Raw genomic sequence first — 16,004 nt, forward strand, 5'->3', positions numbered from 1 at the left:
TATCAATGAAAATGGCTGATAGCGCTTATGAATAAAGCGCTAGCAGCTATCATTTAAGGAGTAATCCGCTGCCGCAGAGGCAGCATGGGCATCATGACCAAGAGAGGGCGGAGAGGTCGTTCACGAACACCGGCATGTCCTTCCACAACCCCTTGAGGTTTTTGTTCGCCACGGTGATCCACTGTGGCTGGTACAGGAAGGCGTGCACAGCGTCTTCGGCCAGCAGCTTTTGCGCGTCGCCCAGCAGGCGGGCCCGGTCTTGCGGGCGGGCTGCGTTCTTGATCTGGTTGTACAGGTCGTTGAACTTGGCCGACTGGTAGCCCCAGTAGTAGTCGGGCTTGGCGAAGTTGCCCAGGTCAAAGGGCTCTACATGCGAGATGAGGGTCAGGTCGTAGTTCTTGTTGCCATAGGTGCCGCTGAGCCACTGCGCCCATTCCACGTTTTGCGTCTTGGCCACGATGCCGACCTTGGCCAGCTGGGCCACGATGACCTCACCGCCCTGGCGTGCATAGGGCGTGGGGGGCAAGGTGAGGGTCAGCTCCAGCGGGGTCTTGACGCCTGCCTCGGCCAGCAGCTTTTTGGACTTTTCGATGTCGAACGGGTTGACGCCTGTGGTGTCCACATAGCCAAACGCGCCGGGCACATAGTGGCTGCCGATGGGGGCGCCGTAGCCGTCACCCGCGCCTTCGATCATGGCCTTGCGGTCAATGGCCGCAGCGATGGCGCGGCGCACGCGCACATCATCGAGCGGCTTCTTGGCGTTGTTGATGGCGAGGATGGTCTTGGCCCGTGAGCCACAGACCAGCAACTGAAAGCGCGGGTTGGCTTTGAACTGCGCCACGCTGCGCGGCGTGACGCGGGGGAACAGGTCCACATCGCCCGCCAGCAAGGCGGCCACCTGGGCGGCGGGGTCTGAGATGAATCGGAAGGTGGCGCGGCGGATTTTGGCGGCGCCCGGGGTGCGAAAGCCATCCCACGCCGTCAGCACCACGGACGAGCCCTTGTTCCAGGCACCCAGCTGGTAGGGGCCAGTGCCCACGGGCTTGGTGGCGTTGGTGTCGGCGCTCTTGGGCTCCACGATGATGGAGGTGGCCTGGCCCAGCGCAAACAGCAGGTCGGGGTCGATGTCCTTGTTCAGCACCACCAGGGTGTGCTCGTCCACCACCTGGGTGGTCAGGTTGGCAAAGGTGCGCTTGTCTTTGTTGGTGCTCTTTTCGCCGCCAGCGCGGTCGTACGAGAACTTCACTGCGGCTGCGTTGAAGGGCTCGCCGTTTTGGAACTTCACGCCACGGCGCAGCTTGAATGTGTAGGTTTTGAGGTCGGGCGAGACCTCCCAGCTTTCGGCGAGCAGGGGCGTGACGCTGCCGTCGGCGTTGATCTTGGTGAGCGTCTCGAACACGTTGTATTGCACGATCTCGGCAATGGCCGACGCGGCCCCGGCCGTGGGGTCCAGGCCTGGGGGCTCCAGGGTCATGGCGAGCACCACGGCGTCTTTGCGGCCCTGGGCCAGTGCACCCACGGGGGCGGCGAGTGGGATGGCGGCCAGGGCGCCAGTGGCGAGGACGGATCGGCGGTTCAGCATGTTCGCAAACTCCAGACTAAGACCAGACAAAAACCTGCAGCCGCCCGCGCATCGGTGCGTGGCAGCGGGGCGGGAGACAGAGCGCTTTGTACACCATCGACAGCCTTTGGGACGTCACGCCGCAGGCGCGGGGGCAGGGCTGTTGGCGCGTGCGGCCGCCGCAGCCAGCCGCCTTGCACGCGCCCGCCCCGGCTGCACCTGGGGCACCGCGGCCACCAGGGCCTGGGTGTAGGGGTGCTGCGCGTGGTGGAACAGTTGCGCCGGTGCACCGCGTTCCACAATCTGCCCCTGGTAGAGCACCACGACCTCATCGCACAGGTGGTTGACCACGGCCAAATCGTGGCTGATGAGCAGGTAGCTCACGCCAAAGGTCTGCTGCAAATCCTGCAGCAGGTTGAGCACCTGGGCTTGCACCGACACATCCAGGGCGCTGACCGGCTCGTCCGCCACGATGAGCCGGGGCCGGGTGATGAGGGCCCGCGCAATGGCAATGCGCTGGCGCTGCCCGCCCGAGAATTCATGCGGGTACTTGTCCAGGTCGTTGGTGCGCAGGCCCACCTGGGCCAGCACTTCGGCGGCTTGCTCGCGTTGCATGGCGCGGGTGGTTTCGCCCTGGGCCTGCAGGGGCTCGCTCACGATGCGCTCTACCGTCTGGCGCGGGTCCAGCGAGCCGTAGGGGTCTTGGAACACCATTTGAAAATCCCGCCGGGCCTGGCGCAGCGCTGCTGGGGCCAGTTGGTGCAGGTTGCGGCCCAGCAGGTGCACGCTGCCCGAGGTGGGGGTGTCCAGCGCCATCACGGTGCGGGCGAGAGTGGATTTGCCCGACCCTGACTCGCCCACGATGCCCAGGCTGCGGCCGCTGGGCATGGAAAAGCTCACGCCTTTGAGAGCCTGCACTTTGGCCGGTGGGCGCAGCAGGTGCTCGCGGGGCAGGGTGTATTCACGCACCAGGTCGGTCACTTCGAGCAGAGGCGCGTCGAGGGCTGGTGGGGCCGAAGAGGGGGTGGACAGGGTCATGCGGCTGCCTGAGTGGTCTGGGCGGTGTGGCTGGCCGCCTGCATGGCCTCGGGGCGCAGGCAGCGCACCTCGTGCACACCGTCTGCATCGTGCGCGACCACGGTGGCCGGCGGGCAGGTGCCGTGGCAGGCTTGTGCGGTGAAGGCGCAGCGGCCTGCAAAGGTACAGCCTGTGGGCAAATCCACCAGCTCGGGCACCGTGCCTGCGATGGTGGCGAGCCGCGCTGTGGGTGTCCGCTGCGCGCCCATCTGCGGGCGTGCGGCCAGCAGGCCGCGCGTGTAGGGGTGGGCCATGGCCGCAAACACCGAGGCCGTGGGGCCGCTCTCGACCACGCTGCCGCCGTACATCACCAGCATGCGGTCCACGTTCTGCGAGATCACGCCCAGGTCGTGCGAGATGAGGATGAGCGCCATGTGGCGTTCGGCCACCAGGTCGCTGATGAGGTCCAAAATCTGCTGCTGGATGGTCACATCCAGCGCGGTGGTGGGCTCATCGGCAATCAGCAGGTCTGGCCCGCAGGCCAGTGCCATGGCGATGGTGATGCGCTGGCGCTGGCCGCCCGAGAACTGGTGTGGATAGGCGTCAAAGCGCTGTGCCGCGCTGGGGATGCCTACGCGGTCAAGCAGGGCAATGGCTTGCTGGCGTGCGGTGCTGGCATCCAGGCCCAGGTGCCTGCGCAAGGGCTCGGCCACCTGGCGGCCTATGGTGTGCACGGGGTTGAGCGCGGTCATGGGCTCCTGGAACACCATGCCGATGCGGTGCCCGCGCAACTGGCACATCTGCGCGTCGCTGCGGCCCACCAGTTCTTGTCCGTCAAACTGGATGCTGCCCGAGACTTCTGCGCTGTCAGGCAGCAGCCCCATGAGCGCCATGGCGGTGAGCGATTTGCCGCAGCCCGACTCGCCAATCAGCCCCAGCGTCTCGCCACGCCCCAGCGCAAAGCCCACGCCGCGCACCGCATCGGCGGGGCCCCGGTGGGTCTGCAAGCGGATGCGGAGGTTGGAGACTTCAAGCAATGTCATCTCTTCCTCGCCAAACGGGGGTCCATCAGGTCGCGCAAACCGTCGCCCAGCAGGTTCAGCCCCAGCACGGCCAGGGCAATCGCCACGCCGGGCCAGACGGCCAGCATGGGGGCCTGGAACATGAGGGTCTGGGCCTCGCTCAGCATGCGGCCCCAGGAGGGCTCGGGCGGTTGTGTGCCCAGGCCCAGGTACGACAAGGCCGCTTCGGCCAGGATGGCCAGTGCAAACTGGATGGTGGCCTGAACAATCAAAGCGGAAAGGATGTTGGGCAGCACATGCTCCAGCGTGATGCGCCAGGGCCCCTTGCCGCAGGCGCGGGCCGCCAGGATGTACTCGCGCGACCACACGGCATTGGCCGACGCCCGGGTGACCCGCGCGAAGGTCGGTATGTAGAAGATGCCGATGGCAATGATGGAATTGACGATGCCCGCGCCAAACACGGCCGTGAGCATGATGGCCAGGAGCAGGGCAGGGAAGGCGAAGGTGAAGTCGGCCAGGCGCATGATGGCTTCTTCTACCCAGCCGCGCCGTGCAGCGGCCAGAAGGCCCAGCGCGGTGCCGATGCCCATGCCGATGCCCACCGCAATCACGCCGACGAGGATGGAGTTGCGCGCCCCCACCATGATGAGCGAGACGATGTCGCGCCCAAAGGCATCGGTGCCCAGCCAGTGCGCGCCCGAAGGGGCCTGCAGCTTGCTGGCCATGTCCACCTCATAGGGCGACCAGGGTGTCCAGACCAGGGACAGCGCGGCGGTGCCGAGCATGAACAGCGTGAGCACGGCACCCAGCACAAAGCTGCGGTGGCGCAGTGCACGCTGCACCCAGGTGGGCGGGCGCAGGGCAGCGGGCGCGGGCTGTGGGCCTGTGGCCTGCGCCGAAGCGAGTGTGGAGGTGTCTTTGGCCATGGGGCAGGTTCAGCCTCTCAGATGTCGCTGGCCTTCACGCGAGGGTCGATCACCGCGTAAAGGATGTCCACCACAAAATTCACCACGATCACCATGGCCGCCAGCAGCATGACGCAGTTGCGCACCACGATGAGGTCGCGGTTGGCGATGGACTGGAAAATCAGCCGCCCCAGCCCCGGCAGGTAGAACACGTTTTCCACCACGATGGTGCCCGCCAGCAACGAGGCAAATTGCAGCCCCATGACGGTGACCACCGGGATCATGGCGTTGCGCAGCACATGGCCCCACAGTGCGGCCCGTTGCGACAGGCCCTTGGCGCGGGCGGTGCGCACAAAGTCTTCGCGCAGCACCTCCAGCACGGCCGATCGGGTGATGCGGGCCAGGATGGCCGCTTGCACCACGGCCAGGGCAATGGCAGGCAACAGCAGCGCCTGGAGTGCTTGCAGAAGTCCACCACCGCTGTCCTCGGTCCAGCCCGGAAAACCGCCCGCCGCAAACCATTGCAGCTTGACCGAGAACAGCAGGATCAGCAGGATGGCAAACCAGAAGTTGGGGATGGCGATGCCCACCTGTGCCAGGGCCATCACGCCCACATCGCCCCAGCGGTTGTGGCGCGAGGCGGCATAGACGCCTGCCAGCAAAGCGAGCACGGTGGTGATCACCATGGCCATGAGCGCCAGCGGCACCGTGAGGGCCAGCCGCTCCAGCACCAGGTCCAGCACGGGCGAGCTGTAGGCGTAGCTTTCGCCCATGTTGCCCCCCACCAGGCCGCCGATCCATTGCCCATAGCGCTGCAGCGCGGGCTGGTCCAGCCCCAATTTGCTGGCCAAGGCGGCCACGGCCTCGGGTGACGCGTCCGGGCCCATCAGCATTTGCGCGGCATTGCCCGGAAGTATCTCCAGCACCAGGAACACCACCGCAGACGCGCCGAGCAAGGTGGCGAGCAGCGTGGTCAATCGTTTGAGGAGAAACAGTCCCATGGGGAGGTGTCAGTGGCGAGGCAAGAGAGGGTGTATCAATGCATGTGCGGACAAAGCATAGCGGCAAAGCGCCCCTTCTGCGGGCAGTGGGTTGTGCCCAGGCGTGCAAGCTTTGTGCCATGGTCGCGGGATAATCACCGCCATGACGTTTGCCTTGCCCTTTTCGGTGGCCCCATCCATGGCCCTGTCCCTTCGTATTCAGGCGGCCCCTGGCGCCTGTGGGAGCCTCGCATGGCGCTGATGATCACCGACGAATGCATCAACTGCGATGTGTGTGAGCCCGAATGCCCCAACGATGCGATTTACCTGGGCCAGGAGATCTATGAGATCGAGCCCAGCAAATGCACCGAGTGCGTGGGGCATTTTGATGAGCCGCAGTGCGTGCAGATTTGCCCTGTGGCCTGCATCCCGGTGAACCCGCAACATGTGGAAAGCCGCGAAACCCTGTGGCAGAAATTCCAACGCCTGCAGGCCGCTGCATCCTGAGGCGGTGGGTCGGCATGGCCCCGCAAGGCTTAGGGCGACGGTGTGCCGTCTGTGGCGTGCTTGGGCTGGTCGTCCCAACGGGGCGGCTGGGGGCAGGGCCCCGCTTGCTGGGGAATTTATGACCCAATTGGGCCCCTAGCGCTTATCAATCAAGCGCTAGCAGCTATCTAAAACATAGCAATTTGTTGAAGAGTCAGAGCGTTTCGGCAGGCCGAGGCGGCTTGGGGCGTGGGGGCTTGGTGGTGTGCACCAGCAAGGTGGCTTTATCCATGTCGCCTTCCAGCAGGGCGGGGTGGGCCTTGAGCGAGTGGGCAATGCTGTCTTCAATCAGCATGCGCTGGTCGGGGGCCGGCTTTTTGAGCACCCAGTGGGGGACTTCGGCTTTTTCGCCTGGGTGGCCGATGCCGATGCGCAAGCGCCAGTAGTCGGGCGAGCCCAGTTGGGCATGGATGTCTCTCAACCCGTTGTGGCCTGCGTGGCTGCCGCCGCGCTTGAGCTTGACCTGGCCTGGTGGGAGGTCCAGCTCGTCGTGCACCACCAGAATCTCATCTGGCTGGATCTTGAAGAAGCGTGCCAGCGATGCGACCGATTTGCCGGAGAGGTTCATGAAGGTCTGCGGTTGCAGCAGCCAGACGCTTTGCCCGTGCACCGTGGCGCGGCCCGCCAGCCCGTAGTAGCTGCGCTCAGGCACCAAGTGCACTTTCAACTCGCGTGCCAGTGCATCAATCCACCAGAACCCGGCGTTGTGGCGCGTGGCCTCATAGTCTGGCCCGGGATTGCCCAGGCCCACAAACAGCTTGATCATGTCGGCGATTATCTGTGGAGCAGATCAAAAAAAACGGCCCACATGGGTGGGCCGTTTGGGCTGCCAACCCTGTATAGGGCGGCAGCAGCAGGGGAGTCAATGCAAGCCTGAGCTTACTTCTTGCCCTTGCCCTTGCCCTTGGCGTCAGCAGCTGGAGCGGCTTCAGCTGGGGTGTCTTCCACCACCACTGGAGGCACCACCGACACGAGCACAGGGTTTTGCTTGTTGCCACGGATCACGGCGCTCACGCCCTTGGGCAGCTTGATGTCCTTGAGGTTCAGGGACACGCCCTTTTCCAGCTTGGACAGATCGACAGCGATGAACTCTGGCAGGTCCGAAGGCATGCAGGTCACATCGAGTTCGTTCACGATGGGGTTGACCATGCACTTGTCCACCTTAACGGCAGGGGACTCTTCTGCACCGCTGAAGTGCAGTGGCACCTTCAGGTGCAGCTTGGTCTTGTCGTCCACGCGCTGGAAGTCGATGTGCAGAACCAATTGCTTGTAGGGGTGGTATTGCACGTCGCGCAGCACAACCTTGGCAGTCTTGCCAGCCACTTCCATGTCCAGCACGCTGGAGTGAAAGGCTTCCTTCTTGAGGGCGTGCCACAGAGCGTTGTGGTCGATCTCGATCAGTTGGGGTTCCGCAGCACCGCCGTACACGATGCCAGGCGTCTTGCCCGAATTGCGCAGACGGCGGCTCGCACCCGTACCTTGCTTGGCGCGCTCAAAAGCGACGAAGTTCATAGTTAGCTCCTGGAAAGGGTCGACCGCGACCAGTCGTTCCCTGTTAAAAAAGATCTGCCTGCGTATTGCGTATGGCAGACCTACTGGGTTGTTCTCGAACGGACAAGCCTCCCGAAGGAGGCTTGTTGCAGCGTCGATGAAAAAGCGGCTTCCCTTGAGGGGAGCCCGCTGGTCATCAGGCGTTGTCTTGGTCCGAGAACAGGCTCATCACCGACTCGCCCTTGGCAATGCGCTGGATCGTCTCTGCAATCAGCGGTGCCACGGACAATTGGCGAATCTTGGAACATCCCTTGGCGGTTTCGCTCAATGGGATGGTGTTGGTCACCACGATCTCATCCAGGGCCGAGCCCTTGGAAATGCGTTCGATGGCAGGACCCGAGAAGATGGGGTGGGTACAGTAGGCGTACACCTTCTTGGCGCCGCGCTCCTTGAGCACTTCGGCGGCTTTGACCAGCGTGCCAGCCGTGTCGATCATGTCGTCCATGATGACGCAGTTGCGGCCTTCGATCTCACCGATCACGTGCATCACTTCCGAAACGTTGGCCTTGGGGCGACGCTTGTCGATGATGGCCAGATCGCAACCCAGTTGCTTGGCCAATGCACGAGCACGCACCACACCACCCACGTCGGGGGAGACCACAATCAGGTCTTCGTAGTTCTTTTGGCGCAGGTCACCCAGCAGCACAGGTGATGCGTAGATGTTGTCTACGGGAATATCGAAGAACCCTTGAATCTGGTCCGCGTGCAGATCCATCGTCAGCACACGGGCCACCCCGACGGCCTGCAACATGTTGGCCACCACCTTGGCGGTGATGGGCACGCGTGTGGAACGGGGACGGCGGTCTTGGCGGGCGTAGCCAAAATAAGGAATCACGGCACTGATGCGCTCGGCCGATGCGCGCTTGAGCGCATCCACCATGATCAGCAATTCCATGAGGTTGTCGTTCGTTGGTGCGCAAGTGGACTGAACCACGAACACATCGCGTGCACGAACGTTTTGCTTGATTTCGACAGTGACTTCACCGTCAGAGAATCGGCCCACATCGGCTGCGCCCAATTGGGTGCCAAGGTGTTTTGCAATTTCAGCTGCCATGCCAGGATTGGCATTGCCGGTGAAAACCATGAAGTCGGGTTGGTTGGCTTGCATGAGCATCCCAGCAGTCTGAAAAAAAGCCTGTATGCGGAAACGAGAATTTGGCAGGGGAAGAAGGATTCGAACCTTCGCATGCCGGAATCAAAATCCGGTGCCTTAACCAGCTTGGCGACTCCCCTACACGGGTCAACTGCCGAAGGCAATCAACCTTAATTTCATTCTGAAATCCACCCTGCCAGAGGATGAATCATCAGATTGCCGCATGTTTTAATTTTCCATTCGCTGGGAGCGTCCTGAAAATTGACATCGCGCGGCATTTGTGCAAACACTGCACTACCCGAGCCCGTCATTCTAGCATGCATTCCTTTGGATTTCAGCCAATTTATGGCTTTTTTCACATCGGGGCACAAACTTTCTGCGACTGGCTGCAAGTCGTTACGACCAAAGTCGTAGTGTGCTGCAGCAAAGCCTAAGATTGTAGCATGACTTGAATCACGCTTCAGAACGGGTGAAGAAAAAATTGCTTTTGTCTCCAATCCGGCCTGAGGTTTGACCACCACAAACTGCGTTAGTGGTGGTTGTTGTCCTGGCTCAAGGGGCCGGATTGTCTCACCAATTCCTTCCACCCAGGCGTTGTGCCCGCGCAAAAAAAACGGAACGTCTGCACCCAATGCCAAGCCGATGCGCTCCAGGGCTGGGCGGGGAAGGTTCAGCTTCCAGAGGCGGTTGAGGGCGATCAGGGTGGTTGCTGCATCTGACGAGCCGCCGCCCATGCCTGCTTGCGCTGGAATGTTTTTTTGCACTCCAATGTGTGCGCCTGCGCGGCAGCCCGTGGCCTCTTGCAGTGCGTGGGCTGCTCGCAGGGTCAGGTCCATGGCGGGCAGTTTAGTGTCGAGATCCTCGCGGCTGAGTCTCCCGTCGGACCGCATTTCAAAGTGGAGCGTGTCGCACCAGTCCAGCAGCATGAAGACTGACTGAAGCAGGTGATATCCGTCCTCTCTGCGGCCGGTGATATGCAAAAACAGATTCAGCTTTGCTGGGGCGGGAACGTCGTAAAGCGCTTGCATACGTTGGTTGTGAGCCTGGCTCATTGGGACAGCGAGATGCGCAGCGTCGCCTTGGGCTCAGGGAGGATCCGCTGCGCAGTGATGCGACCTTGGGGGGCCGCACTCAAGTCAGAAGTCCAGCCGGCTGCCTCTGCTTGGGAGCCCTTTAGCCAATGAAAAATGGCTTTGACTGGCAATGCTGCACCGGTCAGTTGGAGCACCAAGGCGTCCAGCGAGTCGGAGCGCTGAATTTGTTGGCCGGTTTGCAAGGTCGCGGTGCCTGCATCCCAGCGCAATTGCCCCAGCGTAGTGCCCAGGGGGCTGAACAGCGTGAGCTGGCCTTGGCTTTCTTCGCCTTCCAGTTCAAACAAGGCGGCAAACGATTGGGGTGTGTCGCCTTCTACCTGTAGCGCAATGCGCCCCGACCAGAATGGAGTCTCTGCATTGGTGGTGCGAGGGGGGAGTGCGCAGCCCACAAGCCCTCCCAACAGGGTGCTTGAGATACTCAGAAGCATCCCTCTGCGCAGGGAGGATTGCGGTGCATCGCATGTCAAATAGCGCGCACCACGCATCAAAATGAAACCCCGAGGCGCTTGAGCGTTTCTTTGAGCGTCTGGTTGTCGGGGTTCAGTCGCAAGCCCTCTTTCCAGATGGCTTTGGCTTTCTCTGTATTGCCCTGGCTCCAGAACACTTCACCCAGGTGGGCTGCTATTTCAGCGTCGGGCTTTTTGGAGAAGGCGGATTGCAGCAGTTGCTGTGCCTGGGCCTTGTTGCCCAAGCGGAATTCCGCCCAGGCCAAGCTGTCTGTGATGAATGGGTCACCGGGGGCGAGGTCAAGGGCTTTTTGAATGAGCTGCTTGGCTTCGTTCAACCGCACCCCGCGGTCTGCAAGCGAATAGCCCAGAGCGTTGTAGGCATGGTGGTAGTCGGGCTGCCGTGCGATGACTTGGCGCAGCAGCTTTTCCATGACATCCAGTCGCCCCGTTTTTTCTGCCAGCATGGCTTGGTCATAGGCCAAGTCGTTGTCTTCTGGTGACTCGTTCAGTGCTTTGCCCTGCAGCTGAAAAGCTTCTTCGTTTTGGTTGTGCTCTTTGAGCAATTGCACTTCGGCCAACAGTTTCATCCGTTGCTCTTCAGCGTTGCTGCCTGGCAGCTCTTTTAGCAAGGCCCTTGCTTCATTCATGCGCCCTTGCTTGGCCAGAATGGACGCGCGTTGGCGTTGCACGCTGAAAGAATCGTTGGGACTTTCGATGCGATCCAACCAGCCCTGCGCCGCCTTCAGGTCGCCTTGCTTTTCTGCAATTTGCGCGGCCAGCACATAGGCTTGGGTCATGATCCGCTGGTTGATCTCGGTATCACCCGCAGCTTGGGCTATGTCCATGAACTTGCGCAAGGATTTTGCTGCCAGTGTCAGCTTTTGATCCTGCACCTGCAGGCTGGCGAGCACAAGCCATGCCTCGGCCATATCGGGCTTGTCTTGTGTGACCCGATGCAGTTGGTCTGATGCTTCTGTAAATTGGGATTGGGCAAGCAGAACCCGTGCATAGAGCATCCGGATTTCAGGGGCTGGCTGTTGTTGTAGAAAGTGTGTAACAAAAGGCTTGGCTTCGTTACGACCTTCATCCAGAAGCTCCAACGCGAGTCTGGCCAAACCTTCATAGGTGGGGTCGATGGCCTGCGCCTTCGCGAGACTCTCCAGCGATCCGGGTTGGTCGCCAGCGGCCAAACGCATGCGTCCCACGGTAATCCAGGCCGCCGCCCCGGTGGACGGGTTGGCTATTTCGGCTTTGAGTGCTTCTTGCACTGCTCTGGCTGCGGCAGCTTTATCGCTTACGCGTCCATACATCTGTGGGATGGCGCTCAAAATGCCGACTTTGCCGGGCGCAGGCGCTTGCAGGATGAGTTGCTGCAATGGCGCTGCGGTTTCACTGACTCTGTTGAGGGCAATCAGGATCTGGAGCACATAGCGATTGGCCTCCCGAGATTGGGGGTGGTCTTCTTGCCATGCCTTGGCTGCTGCCAACGCATATTCGCCGGAGCGTGATTGCAAGGCAATGTCAGCAGCCCGTTGATACAGCTGGCTGCTGTGGCTGCGCCGGGCGGCGTCCAGCATCAAGGCATAGCCTGCACCTGGATCGCCCGTGCGTGTGGTGACTTCTCCAAGCAAAACTTCGTAGAAAAGGTTACCGTCTGTCGACGTACCTTCCTCTGCGACGTCGGTCGTGGCTGTTTTTTGTTTGGCTGTTTGTACTGGTTGAGCCCAACTGCAAGTCGCGGCAAGCGCCAAAACAGTGGTCAGGGGGATCAAACGAAAGCGATGAATATGCTCCATCGAACCATAATAATCCACATGTACGCCCCCTTGCTCGAAGAGACTGCATATGCCTGAGTTGCCAGAGGTTGAGGTCACTCGACGCAGCTTTGCGGACGCCATTGCGGGTGCTCAGGTACTCTCCATGCGAATGGGGAAGCCCTTGCGTTGGCCCTTGGGGTGTGAGCCGCACGCGGTGGTTGGTCGATTCGTGGCGCGGGTTCGGCGCCGTGGCAAGTACCTGTTGCTGGACCTAGATCGGGGTATGTTGCTGGTTCACTTGGGAATGTCGGGGAGTTTGCGATTTGCGTCGCATTTGCCCGAAGCGGACAAGCATGACCACTGGGATTTGGTGACTTCCAGCGGAACGCTGCGCTTGCATGACCCACGGCGTTTTGGCGCTGTGGTTTACGCAGTGGACGAGGTTGACCCGGTCGCGGTCAAGCTGCTCGGGGGTTTGGGCATGGAGCCTCTGGGAGGCGCCTTTGCCGTTGATACGTTTGTGCAAGGCGTGCGGTCGAGCCGTTTGCCAATCAAGCAACTGCTGCTTGCAGGGCGCTTGGTGGTGGGGGTGGGCAACATTTATGCGTCCGAAGCCCTTTTTCTGGCTGGCATACGCCCCACAGTACGGTCTTCTGGGTTAACGATTGCCCGGATCAAGCACTTGCACCAGAGTATTTGCGAAGTGCTGGAGAGGGCTGTGCAAATGGGGGGAAGTAGCTTGAAGGACTTTTCTAGCGCAGATGGCGCCAGTGGCCATTTTCAGACGGCGGCTCAGGTGTATGGGCGTGCCCAAGCGCCCTGCCATGTGTGCGCCACGCCCATCAAAATGGTGCGCCAGGGTCAACGCAGTAGCTTTTATTGTCCTGTTTGCCAACGATAGTTGTAACAGCTTGATGGGCTGATCATCGGCCGCGTTATGTAGGCAGAGCGGTCGGTGCTATATTTTGTTCATGTCTGCTTGCAGACCGACTATCGCATTCCGGGAGCAAAGTGGGACCCTCATTCAACGAACAGTTCGACCAGCATGGTGCATGGCGACGTGCATTTGCTCAGCAGCTCAAGCAGCTTGCTGAGTGGATGTCTGGCCATGATCTTATGGATGCTGCTGTACAGGAGCGGCTTCAGCGCTTGGAAAATCAGGTCCGGACTGACAAAGTCATGGTGGCCTTCGTGGCCGAGTTTTCGCGTGGCAAGTCGGAGCTGATCAACTCCATTTTTTTTGCCGACTATGGTCGGCGCATCATGCCTGCCAGCGCTGGGCGCACGACGATGTGCCCCACCGAGTTGGGTTACGACCCCGCATTCGCTCCAAGTTTGCGACTACTTCCCATTGAGACGCGTCTGCAGATGCAAGGCTTGGCAGAGTGGCGTCTTAAGCATGATCGTTGGGTTGAGATTCCGCTCGATGTGAATGACGCGGATCAGATTGCGAAAGCCCTGGAAAAAGTCGCAGAAATTCGGCGCGTAAGTCTCGACAATGCCAGGGCCTTGGGCTTTTGGCACGACGATCTTGCCGAAGAAAACCCTGTGCCAGACGCTGAAGGCATGGTGGAGGTGCCCATGTGGCGCCATGCGTTGATCAACATTCCGCATCCGTTACTTAAACAAGGGCTGGTCATCCTGGATACGCCCGGACTTAATGCGGTTGGGGCAGAGCCAGAGCTTACGGTGAACCTGATTCCGCAGGCGCATGCCGTGGTGTTCATCCTTAGTGCGGATACCGGGGTGACCCGCTCGGACCTCTCTATTTGGCGAGAGCATCTGGCCACATCCACTGACAGCATGGACGCGCGACTTGTTGTTCTGAACAAGATCGACACCTTGTGGGATGCCTTGAATTCGCCAGAGCAGGTGCAGGCGCAACTGGATCGCCAATGCAGGACTTCTGCAGAGATGCTGGGCATTCCGTTGAATCAGGTGGTGCCTGTCTCAGCCCAAAAAGGACTGGTCGCAAAAATTGCCTGTGACGACCTTTTGCTGGAGTCCAGTGGACTTCCTGCATTGGAGGAGGCACTTGCGCAAGGCGTGATGGGGCGACGGCAAGCCATTTTGCGTGCCGCTGTGGCCACGGGCGTGGCCAATCTCCGCTCTGAAACATCGCGTGTCATCAACATCCGGCGCCGTGACCTCGATGACCAGATGGCGGAGCTGCGTAGCTTGCGCGGCAAGAATATCTCGGTCATTGAGAGCATGCGGCATCGCATCGAGCAGGAACAGCAGGAGTTTGATCTCAGCACTGCAAAGATTCAGGCTGTGCGCGCCGTGCACCTCAAACTGTTGCGCGAGGTGTTTCATCAGCTCGGCTCCAAGGCGCTGAAAACCGAGCTGACGGAGCTGTCGCAGTTGCTACAGCAAAAGGGCTTGAAGCTCGGGGTGCGTAAGATCTATCTGGAAACCTTTGACAGATTGCGCGGCACCTTGGACAAAGCCCAGGCTTCCGGTACCGAGATTCAGGCGATGCTGGGCGGCACATTCAGGCAATTGAATGCGGAGTTCGGGTTCTCTTTGCAAGTGCCGCCGCCACCTCAGCTTGAGCACTTTTTGCACGACCTGGCCCAAATTGAGCAAAGCCATTTGCAGTACCTTGGCGTGAGCAATGCGCTGAAGCTGGCCCAACCAGAGTTTTCCGAGCGCTTGGTGCGCGCACTTGGAACGCGTTTGCGTACCGTGTACGAATCGGCAGCCAACGATCTGGAGTTGTGGAGCAAGTCTGCGACAGCACAGCTCGACGCTCAATTAAGGGAGCGTCGGCGCAGTTTCTCCCGCCGCATTGAGGCGGTGGATCGCATTCAGCAAGCTGCCAGTGGGCTGGTTGAGCGCATTGCCGAAATTGAGGCGGGTGAGGATGAGTTGATTCAGCTTGAGCACCGCTTGCAGGAACTCACTGCTCAATTGATTTCGTTGCCAGAGGAAGAGCATCAAGACGCTTCATTGGACTTCTTGATCGCATGACCGTGGTTGCTGATTCAGTGGCCACGCGTGTTGTGCGGTGGCAGATTGAGCACGGGCGCAGTCATTTGCCTTGGCAGCAAACCAGAGATCCTTACCGGGTTTGGCTCTCAGAGATCATGCTGCAGCAAACCCAGGTGGTGACAGTCCTCGACTATTACGCCCGATTTTTGGCGCGTTTTCCAGATGTGAGGGCGTTGGCTTCGGCTTCTCTGGACGAAGTCCTGGGTCTGTGGAGTGGCCTGGGATACTACAGCCGCGCACGCAATCTGCATCGCTGTGCCCAACGGGTGGTCGCTGAGTACGGCGGTCTCTTCCCCGGTACGGTTGCATTGCTGGCCGATCTCCCTGGGATTGGTCGGTCTACCGCAGGTGCCATCGCGGCTTTTTGTTTTTCACAGCGTGCCCCCATTCTGGATGCCAATGTCCGCAGGGTTCTCACGCGCCTGCTTGGATTCGATGCGGATTTGTCCGTTGCCAAAAACGAGCGGGCTCTGTGGGAGCATGCGGAATCTTTGCTACCGGTGGATGAGCTTTCGGTGAGCATGCCGCGCTACACGCAGGGGATGATGGACTTGGGTGCCACCATCTGTGTGCCTAAGAATCCGCAGTGCCTGATATGCCCCTTGATGGGCCTGTGCGCCGCACAAAAATTGGGTGAGCCAGAGAAGTACCCTGTCAAGACACGCAAGCTCTCGCGCCGTTCTGAGTCTTGGTGGCTTTTGGTGGTGCTGCGGGACGATGGTGCCGTCTGGTTGGAAACACGTCCTCCCAAAGGCATCTGGGCAGGCCTGCAGTGTGTGCCTGCATTTTCGGACCGTGATGCTTTGTGGGCGTTGGCTTCGTCACTGAGCTCTGTGGATCGGACTCGGGAAGTGGGTGCATTCCTGCACGTTTTGACGCACAGGGACCTCCACCTGCATCCCGTTGTGGCTCAGGTGCCGATGGGCCCTTGCCCCGATGGAGACGGGCAGTGGTTGACGAAAGAGCAGTGGTCCAAAGCTGGGTTGCCGGCGCCGATTCGCAAGATGCTGGACGCTTTGGTCTAGCAGCTCTCGG

15 protein-coding genes and 1 tRNA gene are annotated in these 16,004 nt (G+C 60.7%); 4 read left to right on the forward strand and 12 right to left on the reverse strand.

Going from position 1 to position 16,004, the window contains the following annotated elements:
• Positions 1-91: 91 nt before the first annotated feature.
• From CLU86_RS01865 to CLU86_RS01885, 5 genes are all read right to left on the reverse strand, one after another.
• Positions 92-1,582: an ABC transporter substrate-binding protein gene (locus CLU86_RS01865; protein ID WP_099740394.1), complete on the reverse strand. Its 1,491-nt coding sequence runs from the start codon at positions 1,580-1,582 to the stop codon at positions 92-94.
• Between the two features lie 114 nt (positions 1,583-1,696).
• A complete protein-coding gene (locus CLU86_RS01870; RefSeq protein WP_099740395.1) occupies positions 1,697-2,599 on the reverse strand; it encodes an ATP-binding cassette domain-containing protein in 903 nt (300 codons plus the stop codon).
• A complete protein-coding gene (locus CLU86_RS01875; RefSeq protein WP_099740396.1) occupies positions 2,596-3,621 on the reverse strand; it encodes an ABC transporter ATP-binding protein in 1,026 nt (341 codons plus the stop codon). The genes CLU86_RS01870 and CLU86_RS01875 overlap by 4 nt, the downstream gene beginning before the upstream one ends.
• Positions 3,618-4,526, reverse strand: a complete 909-nt coding sequence (locus tag CLU86_RS01880) for an ABC transporter permease (RefSeq protein ID WP_099740397.1) — start codon at positions 4,524-4,526, stop codon at positions 3,618-3,620. The genes CLU86_RS01875 and CLU86_RS01880 overlap by 4 nt, the downstream gene beginning before the upstream one ends.
• A gap of 17 nt (positions 4,527-4,543) precedes the next feature.
• A complete protein-coding gene (locus tag CLU86_RS01885) occupies positions 4,544-5,506 on the reverse strand; it encodes an ABC transporter permease (RefSeq protein WP_099740398.1) in 963 nt (320 codons plus the stop codon).
• Positions 5,507-5,737: 231 nt separating this feature from the next.
• On the opposite strand from CLU86_RS01885, the gene CLU86_RS01890 reads away from it, so the two are divergent.
• Entirely contained in the window at positions 5,738-5,992 is a 255-nt protein-coding gene (locus CLU86_RS01890) for a YfhL family 4Fe-4S dicluster ferredoxin (RefSeq protein ID WP_099658319.1), read from the forward strand.
• 193 nt (positions 5,993-6,185) lie between these two features.
• Here the strand turns inward: CLU86_RS01890 and pth are convergent, their stop codons facing one another.
• The 7 genes from pth to CLU86_RS01925 form a co-directional block, all read right to left on the reverse strand.
• On the reverse strand, positions 6,186-6,797 hold the full coding sequence (pth, locus tag CLU86_RS01895) for an aminoacyl-tRNA hydrolase (protein ID WP_099740399.1): 612 nt from the start codon (positions 6,795-6,797) through the stop codon (positions 6,186-6,188).
• Positions 6,798-6,910: 113 nt separating this feature from the next.
• Positions 6,911-7,543, reverse strand: a complete 633-nt coding sequence (locus CLU86_RS01900) for a 50S ribosomal protein L25/general stress protein Ctc (protein ID WP_099658321.1) — start codon at positions 7,541-7,543, stop codon at positions 6,911-6,913.
• 175 nt (positions 7,544-7,718) lie between these two features.
• On the reverse strand, positions 7,719-8,690 hold the full coding sequence (locus tag CLU86_RS01905; RefSeq protein ID WP_099659062.1) for a ribose-phosphate pyrophosphokinase: 972 nt from the start codon (positions 8,688-8,690) through the stop codon (positions 7,719-7,721).
• 48 nt (positions 8,691-8,738) lie between these two features.
• Positions 8,739-8,815: transfer RNA gene (locus CLU86_RS01910), tRNA-Gln, on the reverse strand.
• 36 nt (positions 8,816-8,851) lie between these two features.
• Positions 8,852-9,703 carry a 4-(cytidine 5'-diphospho)-2-C-methyl-D-erythritol kinase gene (gene ispE / locus CLU86_RS01915; protein ID WP_099743219.1) on the reverse strand — a complete coding sequence of 284 codons (852 nt, stop codon included), beginning with the start codon at positions 9,701-9,703 and terminating at the stop codon, positions 8,852-8,854.
• Positions 9,704-9,723: 20 nt separating this feature from the next.
• Complete coding sequence (locus CLU86_RS01920) at positions 9,724-10,158, reverse strand: lipoprotein insertase outer membrane protein LolB (RefSeq protein ID WP_233194731.1); 435 nt, start codon at positions 10,156-10,158, stop codon at positions 9,724-9,726.
• Positions 10,159-10,253: 95 nt separating this feature from the next.
• Positions 10,254-12,116: a tetratricopeptide repeat protein gene (locus CLU86_RS01925; RefSeq protein ID WP_233194732.1), complete on the reverse strand. Its 1,863-nt coding sequence runs from the start codon at positions 12,114-12,116 to the stop codon at positions 10,254-10,256.
• Here CLU86_RS01925 and mutM point away from each other — a divergent pair.
• The 3 genes from mutM to mutY all read left to right on the forward strand — a co-directional run bounded on the left by mutM (position 12,064) and on the right by mutY (position 15,994).
• A complete protein-coding gene (gene mutM / locus CLU86_RS01930) occupies positions 12,064-12,876 on the forward strand; it encodes a bifunctional DNA-formamidopyrimidine glycosylase/DNA-(apurinic or apyrimidinic site) lyase (RefSeq protein WP_099740402.1) in 813 nt (270 codons plus the stop codon). The genes CLU86_RS01925 and mutM overlap by 53 nt on opposite strands.
• Before the next feature lie 110 nt (positions 12,877-12,986).
• Entirely contained in the window at positions 12,987-14,948 is a 1,962-nt protein-coding gene (locus CLU86_RS01935) for a dynamin family protein (protein ID WP_099740403.1), read from the forward strand.
• On the forward strand, positions 14,945-15,994 hold the full coding sequence (gene mutY, locus CLU86_RS01940) for an A/G-specific adenine glycosylase (protein WP_199175076.1): 1,050 nt from the start codon (positions 14,945-14,947) through the stop codon (positions 15,992-15,994). The genes CLU86_RS01935 and mutY overlap by 4 nt, the downstream gene beginning before the upstream one ends.
• The last annotated feature ends 10 nt before the right edge of the window (positions 15,995-16,004 follow it).

Origin of the sequence: Acidovorax sp. 62, assembly GCF_002754495.1 — a bacterium.
GTDB lineage: Bacteria > Pseudomonadota > Gammaproteobacteria > Burkholderiales > Burkholderiaceae_C > Acidovorax.

Bases quoted from the DNA above. Each gene is read 5' to 3' on its own strand.
- mutM (WP_099740402.1), top strand. From the start codon at position 12,064: ATGCCTGAGTTGCCAGAGGTTGAGGTCACTCGACGCAGCTTTGCGGAC.
- pth (WP_099740399.1), bottom strand. From the start codon at position 6,797: ATGATCAAGCTGTTTGTGGGCCTGGGCAATCCCGGGCCAGACTATGAG.
- CLU86_RS01925 (WP_233194732.1), bottom strand. From the start codon at position 12,116: ATGGCGTCCGCAAAGCTGCGTCGAGTGACCTCAACCTCTGGCAACTCA.
- CLU86_RS01885 (WP_099740398.1), bottom strand. From the start codon at position 5,506: ATGGGACTGTTTCTCCTCAAACGATTGACCACGCTGCTCGCCACCTTG.
- CLU86_RS01905 (WP_099659062.1), bottom strand. From the start codon at position 8,690: ATGCAAGCCAACCAACCCGACTTCATGGTTTTCACCGGCAATGCCAAT.
- CLU86_RS01880 (WP_099740397.1), bottom strand. From the start codon at position 4,526: ATGGCCAAAGACACCTCCACACTCGCTTCGGCGCAGGCCACAGGCCCA.
- CLU86_RS01870 (WP_099740395.1), bottom strand. From the start codon at position 2,599: ATGACCCTGTCCACCCCCTCTTCGGCCCCACCAGCCCTCGACGCGCCT.
- CLU86_RS01875 (WP_099740396.1), bottom strand. From the start codon at position 3,621: ATGACATTGCTTGAAGTCTCCAACCTCCGCATCCGCTTGCAGACCCAC.
- mutY (WP_199175076.1), top strand. From the start codon at position 14,945: ATGACCGTGGTTGCTGATTCAGTGGCCACGCGTGTTGTGCGGTGGCAG.
- CLU86_RS01890 (WP_099658319.1), top strand. From the start codon at position 5,738: ATGGCGCTGATGATCACCGACGAATGCATCAACTGCGATGTGTGTGAG.
- CLU86_RS01900 (WP_099658321.1), bottom strand. From the start codon at position 7,543: ATGAACTTCGTCGCTTTTGAGCGCGCCAAGCAAGGTACGGGTGCGAGC.
- CLU86_RS01865 (WP_099740394.1), bottom strand. From the start codon at position 1,582: ATGCTGAACCGCCGATCCGTCCTCGCCACTGGCGCCCTGGCCGCCATC.
- ispE (WP_099743219.1), bottom strand. From the start codon at position 9,703: ATGCAAGCGCTTTACGACGTTCCCGCCCCAGCAAAGCTGAATCTGTTT.